The organism is Pseudomonas nitroreducens TX1 (assembly GCF_000313755.1).
Taxonomy (GTDB): domain Bacteria; phylum Pseudomonadota; class Gammaproteobacteria; order Pseudomonadales; family Pseudomonadaceae; genus Pseudomonas; species Pseudomonas nitroreducens_A.
The window spans coordinates 23,375-33,719 of record NZ_AMZB01000064.1 but is presented as its reverse complement, the minus strand read 5'-3'; the positions used below and the strand labels follow the sequence as shown (position 1 = coordinate 33,719).

The 10,345-nt window shown below is 65.4% G+C and carries 11 protein-coding genes; 3 read left to right on the top strand and 8 right to left on the bottom strand.

The genetic code is table 11. The annotated features are described in order from the left end of the window. Nucleotides 1-40: 40 nt before the first annotated feature. The 5 genes from C167_RS0102315 to rpoE are packed head-to-tail and all read right to left on the bottom strand — an operon-like array spanning nucleotide 41 to nucleotide 4,138. Nucleotides 41-1,471 carry a DegQ family serine endoprotease gene (locus C167_RS0102315; protein WP_017516658.1) on the bottom strand — a complete coding sequence of 477 codons (1,431 nt, stop codon included), beginning with the start codon at nucleotides 1,469-1,471 and terminating at the stop codon, nucleotides 41-43. A 36-nt stretch (nucleotides 1,472-1,507) separates the two neighbouring features. Then, complete coding sequence (locus tag C167_RS0102310) at nucleotides 1,508-1,975, bottom strand: SoxR reducing system RseC family protein (RefSeq protein ID WP_017516657.1); 468 nt, start codon at nucleotides 1,973-1,975, stop codon at nucleotides 1,508-1,510. Continuing rightward, on the bottom strand, nucleotides 1,972-2,916 hold the full coding sequence (locus C167_RS0102305) for a MucB/RseB C-terminal domain-containing protein (RefSeq protein WP_017516656.1): 945 nt from the start codon (nucleotides 2,914-2,916) through the stop codon (nucleotides 1,972-1,974). Before C167_RS0102305 ends, C167_RS0102310 begins: the two co-directional genes overlap by 4 nt. A gap of 21 nt (nucleotides 2,917-2,937) precedes the next feature. After that, nucleotides 2,938-3,522, bottom strand: coding sequence for a sigma-E factor negative regulatory protein (locus C167_RS0102300; protein WP_017516655.1), 585 nt, complete (start codon nucleotides 3,520-3,522; stop codon nucleotides 2,938-2,940). A 31-nt stretch (nucleotides 3,523-3,553) separates the two neighbouring features. Then, nucleotides 3,554-4,138 (bottom strand): RNA polymerase sigma factor RpoE, encoded by a 585-nt coding sequence (gene rpoE, locus C167_RS0102295; RefSeq protein WP_017516654.1) that lies wholly within the window; start codon nucleotides 4,136-4,138, stop codon nucleotides 3,554-3,556. A 460-nt stretch (nucleotides 4,139-4,598) separates the two neighbouring features. Here rpoE and nadB point away from each other — a divergent pair, with 460 nt between their 5' ends. Beyond that, nucleotides 4,599-6,215 carry an L-aspartate oxidase gene (gene nadB, locus C167_RS0102290; protein ID WP_017516653.1) on the top strand — a complete coding sequence of 539 codons (1,617 nt, stop codon included), beginning with the start codon at nucleotides 4,599-4,601 and terminating at the stop codon, nucleotides 6,213-6,215. Here the strand turns inward: nadB and C167_RS0102285 are convergent. Together C167_RS0102285 and C167_RS0102280 are read right to left on the bottom strand one after the other, a co-directional pair. Then, a complete protein-coding gene (locus C167_RS0102285) occupies nucleotides 6,184-6,636 on the bottom strand; it encodes a protein YgfX (RefSeq protein WP_017516652.1) in 453 nt (150 codons plus the stop codon). The two genes, nadB and C167_RS0102285, sit on opposite strands and share 32 nt — an antisense overlap. Further along, a complete protein-coding gene (locus C167_RS0102280; protein WP_017516651.1) occupies nucleotides 6,620-6,874 on the bottom strand; it encodes a succinate dehydrogenase assembly factor 2 in 255 nt (84 codons plus the stop codon). The genes C167_RS0102285 and C167_RS0102280 overlap by 17 nt, the downstream gene beginning before the upstream one ends. Nucleotides 6,875-7,043: 169 nt before the next feature. On the opposite strand from C167_RS0102280, the gene C167_RS0102275 reads away from it, so the two are divergent. Both C167_RS0102275 and C167_RS0102270 read left to right on the top strand, forming a co-directional pair. Continuing rightward, a complete protein-coding gene (locus C167_RS0102275) occupies nucleotides 7,044-7,979 on the top strand; it encodes a YgfZ/GcvT domain-containing protein (RefSeq protein WP_017516650.1) in 936 nt (311 codons plus the stop codon). A 46-nt stretch (nucleotides 7,980-8,025) separates the two neighbouring features. After that, entirely contained in the window at nucleotides 8,026-8,862 is an 837-nt protein-coding gene (locus C167_RS0102270) for an HDOD domain-containing protein (RefSeq protein WP_017516649.1), read from the top strand. A gap of 97 nt (nucleotides 8,863-8,959) precedes the next feature. On the opposite strand, the gene C167_RS0102265 is transcribed toward C167_RS0102270, so the two are convergent. Beyond that, nucleotides 8,960-10,345: a sensor histidine kinase gene (locus tag C167_RS0102265; protein WP_200860141.1), complete on the bottom strand. Its 1,386-nt coding sequence runs from the start codon at nucleotides 10,343-10,345 to the stop codon at nucleotides 8,960-8,962.

The window sequence follows — 10,345 nt, the reverse complement described above, 5'->3', positions numbered from 1 at the left end:
AAAAGGGCGACCGAAGTCGCCCTTTTCTGGTGCACCGACCTTATTCGGTCAGTTTGAAGGTGATGAAGCTCGCGCGGCCCTGGCGCAGCACGCGCATGGAGATCGAGCGATCCTTCGGCAGCGCCTTGGCGAGCTCGCTGAAGGTTTTCGAGGAGTCGACCGCGCGGTTGTTCAGGTGCGTGATGACGTCACCCGGACGCAGGCCGATCATCGCTGCCGGACCGCCCTGCACTTCCTTGATGACCACGCCGCCCTTGATATCCAGGGACTTGCGTTGCTCGGCAGTCAGCTCCGCCACGGTCACACCCATGCGATTGCTGCTGCGCTCCGCGCCCTTACCTTCGACAGCTGCGACGGCATCGTCGTCGTCCGGCAGGCTGCCGATGGTCAGGCTCAGGTTCTGGCGCTTGTTGTCACGAATGACTTCAAGGTTCGCCTTGTCACCCGGCTTCATGTTGCCCACCAGGTGCGGCAGGTCGGCGGATTCGTTGATGGTCTGGCCGTTCAGGCTCAGGATCACGTCACCCACCTGCAGGCCGCCCTTGGCTGCCGGGCCGTCTTCAACCAACTGCGCAACCAGGGCGCCGGCCGGCTTGTCGAGACCGAAGGATTCGGCAAGGTCCTTGTTCACTTCCTGGATCACCACACCCAGCCAGCCCCGGTTGACCTTGCCGCCGGCTTTCAGCTGGTCGGCCACGTTCAGCGCTACATCGATGGGGATCGCGAAGGAAAGCCCCATGAAACCGCCGGAACGGGTGAAGATCTGCGAGTTGATACCGACCACCTCACCCTGCAGGTTCAGCAGCGGACCGCCGGAGTTGCCTGGGTTGATCGCCACGTCGGTCTGGATGAAGGGCACGTAGTTCTCGTTCGGCAGGCTGCGGCCCTTCGCACTGACGATACCGGCGGTCACCGAGTGGTCGAAGCCGAACGGCGAACCGATGGCCAGAACCCATTCACCGACCTTCAGCTTGTCGGAATCGCCCAGCTTGAGTGTCGGCAGGCCCTTGGCGTCGATCTTCAGCACGGCCACGTCGCTGCGCGGATCGGCGCCGATCAGCTTGGCCTTGTGCTCGCTGCGGTCCGACAGGCGCACGAGGATCTCGTCGGCGTCGGCCACCACGTGGTTGTTGGTGAGGATGTAGCCATCATCGGAAATGATGAAGCCCGATCCCAGGGACTGGGCCTCGCGCTGCTGACCACGGGGAGCCTGCCCCTGGCCGCCCTGGCCGCGGGGAATGCTGCGTTCGAAGAATTCGCGCAGGCCCGGCGGCAGGCCGTCGAGATCCGGAATGCCCATCTGCGCGTTGGAGCGGTCGGGAATCTTCTGGGTAGTGCTGATGTTGACCACCGCCGGCGAGGCTTTCTCGACCAGTGGGGTGAAGTCCGGTAGTTCAGCCCGCGCGGTGGCCGCCAGGCTCAGGGCCAGCAGGGCGACCAGCGCAGCCATGCTGCGTTTCAGGGTTTGCATTGACTACAGCTCCCGTGATGTTGATTGGGAAGATCACTAAACAGGGCCGGGCGGCCCGCCGACCAGCGCACGCAGCACAAGCGGTTGCATCGCCGGATCATCGGCATGACGCCGCGAATAGCGGCGCACAAGCAACCGGGCCAGCAGAAAACCCGCCAGCCCGGCCACGATGATGAGAGGTTCTCCCAGATCGAGGCGCGCCGCCAGTAGCGCCAGCGCGAAAAATCCGATCAGTGGAGCAAGATGGAAAAGCAGGGCGCTTTTCAACAGAAGGTCTTCATCCATGCCCAGCAGGATTACATCGCCAGGCTTAAGGCCCGATGAAACCCGGCCCCCAGCGGGAATGCGCACAGGGTCAAGCCGCCGAAAAGCCCCGGGCCGCCCCAGCAGTCCATGGCCGCCGCCCGCGCTGGCGGAACATCCCGAGCAGGTAGAGCGGCGCAGCGTTTCGACCTGGACAGCTCCAGCATCGATCGCAACCACCCTCCCCCGCTCATGGATCACTGAGGCTGGGTTCCCGTCGGCCGCATGGACAGTGCCACTCGCTCGGCCGTACCGCTGGGTATCTCGCCGACCACGGTCACCATGGTCCCGCCGTCGTCACTGGCGAACCGCCTGGACACCACCGTCGTCGGCCCCAGCTGGGTGCGGGCATCGTCGACCTTGGCGCCATGCAGGGGCTCAAGGAACACCGAGAATCGCGCCAGGCCGTCACCGAAGGCGAGGCACAGGACTTGGTCATTGGAAACCGGGCTGCGCTCCTGCAGCGTGCTGATCAGGGTGAAGCCCGGCGGCACCCATTCGGAATGCCAGCTGGTCTTCACTGCCGCAACCTTGTTTTCCCTCACCGGCTTGCAGGCCGCAGTGGGCTGCAGCTCACTGTCGTCCGGCGCGGACAGATCGATGCGGGTGAACTGAAGGCGCTCGATGATCTGGCCCTTGTCATTGAGCAGCAGGGACTTGAGCGGCAGGCCGGTCTGCTTGTCCACATGCAGCTCGAAGCCGTAGCGATGCTGATCGCGCGGGATCACCGCCAACACCACCGCCGGACGGTCGGCAATGCGCGACTCGCCAGCGACGCGAACGTCATAGTAGGAAGAAAGGTCGGTTGGATTGAACTTGCGTGCCGGCCACATCTCGCCAGTCGAAGCCTGGCCAGACATGCCGCCACCGACGCACTGGGTGGCGCCATCGACGCGCACCACTTCCTGGCGCGGCCCATCGACCTGGACCAGGTGTTCACGCACGGAACCATCGCTCTCCACACGATGCCAGACATCGTGGGTGGAGAAGGCTCCACTGCGTTCGTAGATGAAGGTGCCCTGGAAATTCTGCTTCTGATCAGCCTCGGAGAGGCGCTTGATCCAGTCCAACGCATCGGCGGCCTGGACTGGCAATGCCAGCAGGCCACCGAGGAAGAACAACAGTGCTGTCTTCGCGCGCATGTCGCTCCTTAAGGTCGCAAATCAGCGGCTTTCCAGGCTCGCGGCGCGTGCGTAAGGCAGGGCGCTGTCGGTGCCGCTGACAGCGGACTGCTGTGCGTGCTGACGCAGGTAACCCGGAAGACGCTGCTCATGCCAGGTGGTCTGCCCGCCCTGGGCATTGGTGATCACCTGCGGTGCCTCGTCCTGAGTGTAGCCCGCCAGCACCGCCGGGCCTTGCACTTGCGGCAGGGCGATCTGCGGAGTGGCACCTTGCTGGGCAAGGCCGTTGGCCACACTGTCATCCTGGTGGTACATGCGCACGCCTGCCAGCACGGCCAGGGTCACCGAGGCGGCGACAGCCAGGCGACCAACGTTGCGCCACGGATTGCGGCTGCGCTGCGCCGGCGCGGCTTCATCGGCCAGCGCGGCGGACACGGCGGCTGCAATGTCCAGCTTGGGCATGGCCGGCTCACGGTGCATCACTGCACTGGCCAGCTGGTAGCGGGACCAGGTGGCCCGCAATTCGGCGTCCTCGCCGCAGGCTGCAAGCACACGCCGCAGCTCCAGCTCGTCCGCTTCGTTATCCATAACAGCGGACAGCGACTCCTGCAGGGCTTCACGACTCATAGCGGTACCTCTCTTGGCTTCTGCCGCTGTATCAGACTTCATCATGCAACAAAGGCTGCAAAGCTTTGTCGATCGCTTCCCGCGCACGGAAGATCCGTGAGCGGACGGTCCCCACCGGACACTGCATCACGGTGGCGATATCTTCGTAACTCAAGCCCTCGAACTCACGCAGGGTCAAAGCCGTGCGCAAATCATCGGGCAGCTGCTGGATGGTGCGATGGACCGTTTCCTCGATCTCATCCCGCAGCATGGCTCTTTCCGGCGACTCGATGTCCTTCAGGGCGTGGTCGCCGTCGAAGAACTCCGCGTCCTCTGCCGTGACATCGCTGTCCGGCGGCCGCCGACCGCGCGCAACCAGATGGTTTTTCGCGGTGTTGATGGCGATACGGTACAGCCAGGTATAAAAGGCACTGTCGCCGCGGAAGTTACCCAAGGCGCGATACGCCTTGATGAACGCTTCCTGTGCAACGTCCTGGGCTTCCTGGGCGTCATGTACGAATCGCACGATGAGCCCCAGAATCTTGTGCTGGTACTTCAGCACCAGCAGGTCGAAAGCCCGTTTGTCTCCGCGCTGTACCCGTTCAACCAGTTGCTGATCCTGTTCCTGGGTTAGCATGAATGCTCCTCTGAAAACCTGGAGGAGCTTCGAGCACCCTGGTGAATCGTCCTGCCAAGATAGACTCGGGTCTTTTGCAAAAGTTCTCCCCTCCAAGCATGCGCCGCACAGTTTTTTCACATTGGCGGCAATCGGACCCCGACATGCGTCCGAAGCCCGTCAAATTCAACGATACCGGGCGGAACACCCGCTCCCCTTCCGCGCAATGTCAATCTGCGCGCAAAGTTGATTGGGTATTCCGACTTCGAACCGGAACTCGGAAGAAAGTTCCGGCGAATTACCTTGATGCCTCAGCGGTTTCGACAACCCCGTCTGGGCCTGGCCGATCAGCCCGCCTGGGGCGAAACCCATCCGCCTCCGGGACGACAGCGCGCTCCCCGCGCCTTCGGTGTCATCGGTTCGCCAGTATTGTGCCGTGCCCCCCTTCTATATACTAGGGCGCCATTTCGTGGAGCCGGGTATGAGTCAGCATTTCCAGCACGATGTCCTAGTGATCGGCAGCGGGGCCGCCGGCCTGACGTTGGCCTTGACGCTGCCCTCGCACCTGAGGATTGCCGTGCTGAGCAAGGGCGAACTCTCCCAGGGCTCCACCTTCTGGGCCCAGGGTGGAGTCGCGGCCGTGCTGGACGACACCGATACTGTCGAATCCCATGTCGAGGATACCCTGGTGGCCGGCGCCGGGTTGTGCCGCGAGGACGCGGTGAAATTCACCGTCGAGCACAGCCGCGAGGCGATCCAGTGGCTGATCGAACAGGGAGTGCCCTTCACCCGCGACCATGAGCCGGGCCGCGAGGACGGCGGCTTCGAATTCCACCTGACCCGCGAGGGCGGCCATAGCCATCGGCGCATCATCCACGCGGCCGATGCCACTGGCGCCGCCATCTTCAACGCCCTGCTGGAACAGGCACGGCAGCGGCCAAACATCGAATTGCTGTCGCAGCGGGTCGCCGTCGACCTGATCACCGAGCAGAAACTCGGGATGGATGGACAGCGCTGCCTGGGTGCCTACGTGCTGGACCGCTCCACCGGCGAAGTCGACACCTTCAGCGCGCGCTTCACCGTGCTCGCCTCCGGCGGCGCGAGCAAGGTCTACCTGTATACCAGCAACCCGGACGGCAATTCCGGCGACGGCATCGCCATGGCCTGGCGTGCCGGCTGCAGGGTCGGCAACCTGGAGTTCAACCAGTTCCACCCGACCTGTCTGTACCACCCCCAGGCCAAGAGCTTCCTGATCACCGAAGCGTTGCGCGGTGAAGGCGCGCTGCTGCGCCTGCCCAACGGCGAGCGCTTCATGCCGCGTTTCCACGCACTGGGCGAACTCGCCCCGCGCGACGTGGTGGCACGCGCCATCGACCACGAGATGAAGCGCCTGGGCATCGACTACGTCTACCTGGACATCAGCCACAAACCGGCCGAGTTCATCCGCGAGCATTTCCCCACCGTCTACGAGCGCTGCCTGGACTTCGGCATCGATATCACCCGCGAGCCCATCCCGGTAGTGCCGGCGGCACACTACACCTGCGGCGGCGTGGTGGTGGATTCCCAGGGCCGCACCGACGTGCCGAGCCTCTACGCCATTGGCGAAACCACCTTCACCGGCCTGCACGGCGCCAACCGCATGGCCAGCAATTCGCTGCTGGAGTGCTTCGTCTACGCCCGCTCCGCGGCCGCCGACATCCTGGCCGAACTGCCCAAGGCGCAGGACCTGGTCGCGCTGCCCTGCTGGGACGCCAGCCAGGTGACCGACTCGGACGAGGACGTGATCATCGCCCACAACTGGGACGAGCTGCGACGCTTCATGTGGGACTACGTGGGCATCGTGCGCACCAACAAGCGCCTGGCCCGCGCGCAGCACCGGGTGCGCCTGTTGCTGGACGAGATCGACGAGTTCTACTCGAACTACAAGGTCAGCCGCGACCTCATCGAACTGCGCAACCTGGCCCAGGTGGCCGAGCTGATCATCCTGTCCGCGATGCAGCGCCACGAAAGCCGCGGCCTGCACTACACGCTGGACTATCCGGACCTGCTGCCCGAGGCCCGCGACACTATCCTGGCGCCGTCCACCTACTGCGGCTGAAGCGCAACCGCACGCGCAGGCGCCGGTGCAACTCCGGCGCCAGGGCATCGGCCGGGACGCAGACGCTGCGCGCCAGCCAGTCGCCGGGACGACGGAAACGCAGGACGATCAATGCCGGCAGCGCCAGGCTGTCCGGCAGCAGGCGCACCGGCTGGAAACCATCCCGCTCGCTCCACAGCTGCCAGCCGTCGGCGTTGTGGCGCAGCGCACGTACCGAATCCGGCGCGCGCAATAGAATCCGCCGCGGCACCACCCAGCAGGCATGCAGCAGGCAGAGGCTCAGGCCGAACGTTTTCCAGTGCAGGGGAATCTCCGCCAGCAGCAGTGCCAGGACGGCACCGCACTGCGCGGCGAGGTAGGCCGCGAGCAAACCGATGGACGGCTGCCAGCGGCACTCGAAGGGCTCACTTGGGCTGGACACGGTCCAGGATCATGCGAACGATGATGCGCAGGTCGGCATCTTCCGGCTCGCCGCGCTGCATGAACCAGCCGAACATGTCCTGGTCCTCGCATTCCAGCAGCTTGCGGAAGCGCGCCTGATCCTCGGCCGGCAGGCCCGGATAGACTTCCTGGACAAAGGGCACCAGCAGGACGTCCAGTTCCAGCATGCCGCGGCGGCTGTGCCAGAAAAGGCGTTTGAGTTCGGTTTCGTCGGTCATCTGCGGGCACCTCGATTAACAGCGGGCGAATACGGCGTGGCGCTCGCGAAGTCGACGGACGGCGCGAGCCGAGCGGCATTATACGCATGCGCAGGCAACCCGGCACCCGCTGACAAGGCTGGGCCTGGGCTCTATCATGAGGCCCCTAACTTTCTTCCAGCGAATCGTGATGACCGACTCTGCTTTCTACACCGAACTCAATCACGAAGGGATTCTCGCCGTCCGTGGCGCGGACGCGGCCAAATTCCTCCAGGGCCAGCTGACCTGCAACCTCAATTACCTGAACGCCGAATACTCCAGCCTCGGCGCCCGCTGCACGCCCAAGGGCCGCATGACCTCCAGCTTCCGCATCCTCGCCGAGGGCGAAGGCTTCCTGCTGGCCATGGCGAATGACCTTGTGGACAGCCAGCTGGCGGACCTGAAGAAATATGCGGTGTTCTCCAAGGCGACCCTCTCCGATGACAGCCCCCAGTGGGCGCGCTTCGGCCTGAGCGGTGCGGACGCTGTCCTCACCGAACTGGGCCTGAACCTTTCCGGCGCAGCCGACCAGGTGGCACGGGCCGACGGCCTGATCGCCATCGGCCTGGGCCAGGGCCGTGTCGAACTCTGGGCGCCGGCCGAGCGCGCCGCGGCCATCGCCGACCTGCTGCAGGCCCACCTGCCCCACGCCGAGCTCAACGACTGGCTGCTCGGCCAGGTTCGCGCTGGCGTCGGCCAGGTATTCGGCGCCACCCGCGAGCTGTTCATCCCGCAGATGATCAACCTGCAGGCCGTGGGCGGCGTGAGCTTCAAGAAGGGCTGCTACACCGGCCAGGAAATCGTCGCGCGCATGCAGTACCTGGGCCGCCTCAAGCGTCGTCTGCAGCGTCTGAAACTCGACGGCGCCGAACTGCCGGAGCCGGGCCGCGAACTGTTCTCGCCGGTGCACTCCACCAGCGTCGGCGAAGTGGTGCTGGCTGCACGCGCAGCCGATGGCGTGGAGCTGCTCGCCGTGCTGCAGGACGACGCCGCTGCCGACGGCAATGTGCGCCTGGGCGAAGACCAGCCCCTGCGCCTGCTGGATCTGCCTTACGTTCTGGACAGCGACCGCGAGATCCAGCGCTGACTTTCCGTACCGGGCGGGGAGCCCGGCTTTCCCTGAAGGACACTGCATGAGCAAGCTTGCCGAAAAAGTACAACAGGAACTGCTGCGAGCCATCGACAACGATGAGCTGGTGCTGCCAACGCTGCCGGAAGTCGCCCTGCGCGTCCGCGAGGCAGCGGAGGACCCGGACATCAGCATCCAGGACCTCAGCAAGGTGATCGGCAACGACGCCGCGCTGACCGCGCGCATCATCAAGGTGGTGAACAGCCCACTGCTGCGCACCAACAAGGAGATCAACGACCTGCAGATGGCGATCAGCCGCCTGGGGATCAACTACACCTGCAACCTGGCCACAGGTCTTGCCATGGAACAGATGTTCCAGGCCACCTCCGACGTGGTCGACCGCAAGATGCGCGAGGTGTGGAACAAGAGCACCGAGATCGCCGGCATCTGCCATGCCCTGTGCCGCCATTACACCCGCCTGGCGCCTGACCAGGCGACCCTGGCCGGTCTGGTGCACCAGATCGGCGTACTGCCCATCCTCACCTATGCCGAAGAGCACAGCGAACTGCTGGCCGACTCCATCAGCCTCAACCACGTGATCGAGCGCATCCACCCGATCATCGGCGATCGCATCCTCAAGGCCTGGGACTTCCCGGCGCCGATTGCCGCCGTGCCCGGCCAGCATCTGGACTTCAGCCGCGACTCGGCCAAGGTCGACTACGTGGACATCGTCCAGGTCGCTACCCTGCAGAGTTACCTCGGCAGCCAGCACCCCTATACCGAGCTGGACTGGGCGACCATTCCGGCGTTCGCCAAGCTGGGCCTGGACCCGACGGCGGACGTGAAGGAGGACGAAGACCTCTCCGCCGCGATGGAAGCGGCGATGAGCATGTTGCAGTAACCGGAAACGCCCGGAAGCCCCTCTCTTCGTAGGCGCGAGCTTGCTCCTACAGGCCACACCGAAACCCGCCCTCACTGGCGGGTTTCGCGTTTCGGGCTCAGGCGTTTTCCGCCGGGAAGTTCACCCGTACCAACAACCCGCCCAACTCGCCCTGGCCCAGCTCGATGCGGGCACGGTGCGCACTGCAGATCTCGCCGACTATGGCCAGCCCCAGGCCGGTGCCCTGCTGGCGGCGGCGGTAGAAGCGGCGGAACACCTTGTCGCGCTCATCCGGCGGAATGCCCGGGCCGTCGTCCTCGACTTCCAGCTCCGCCGGCGAGCGCACGCGGATGATCACATTGCCGTCCGCCGGGGCGTGGGCGATAGCGTTGTCCACCAGGTTACTGAGCAGCTCGTTGAGCAGAGTCGGATCGCCCTTCACCCACGCCGGTTCGTCCGCCTCCAGAGCCAGCGCCACGCCGCGCGAATACGCCAGGGGTGCCAACGCAAGGCCCAGCTCGCGGGCCAGTTGGCCCAGCTCGATGCGCTCCCCCGCGCCTTCGGCGATGGCGCGGGCGCCACTTTCCACGCGCGCCAGGGACAGCAACTGGTTGGCCAGCCCGGTCACCCGGTCAGTGTTCTGCACGGCGTCTACCAACGTGGCGCGCCACTGCTGCGGGTCCTGCTCGCGCAGGCCCAGTTCCAGCCGCGCCTTGAGCGCCGCCAGCGGTGTACGCAATTCGTGGGAGGCTTCGGCGATGAACTGCGACTGGCGGTCGAACAGCCCGCGCAGGCGCACGGTGAAGTGGTTGAGCGCTGCCACCAGCGGACGCAGCTCCTTCTGCACACGGACTTCCGGCAGTGGCCGCAGATCGTCCGGCTGGCGTTCCTCCACCGCGTCGCGCAGCCGGTCGAGCGGGCGCAGACCGGCACTCACCGCATACCAGACCATCATCAGCGCGGCGATGGCCGACAGCGCGAGGTTAAGCAGGGTGTCGGTCAGCAGGTTGCGCGCCAGCCGCTCGCGGGCGCCCAGGGTTTCGGCGACGCGAATTTCCGCCATGCCGCTGACCGTCGGCTGGCTCACCGGCTGCAACAGGCTGACCACCCGCACGCCCTGGCCTTCGTAGGTGGCGTCGTAGAACTTGGCCAGCGCCGGGTAGTCGTCCGTGCGCGGCGTGGTCGGCAGCGGCGCCGGGAGATTCTCGTAGCCGGAGATCATGTGTCCCTGGGGGTCGACCACCTGGTAGAAGATGCGCCCGGCGCTGTCGTACTCGAAGCTGTCCAGCGCCACATAGGGCACATTGGCGCGCAGCGTGCCGTCGCTGGCGTAAAGACCATCGGCGATGTCTCGCGCGGAAGCCAGCAGGGTGCGGTCATAGGCAATGTCGGCCGCGTGCCGGGCGCGCCAGTAAGTTGCCGCGCTACCGATCAGCAGCAGCACCAGTAGCAGGCCGCCGAGGCGCCAAAGCAAGCGCCCGCGCAGGCTGCCCGTGCCGGGCAG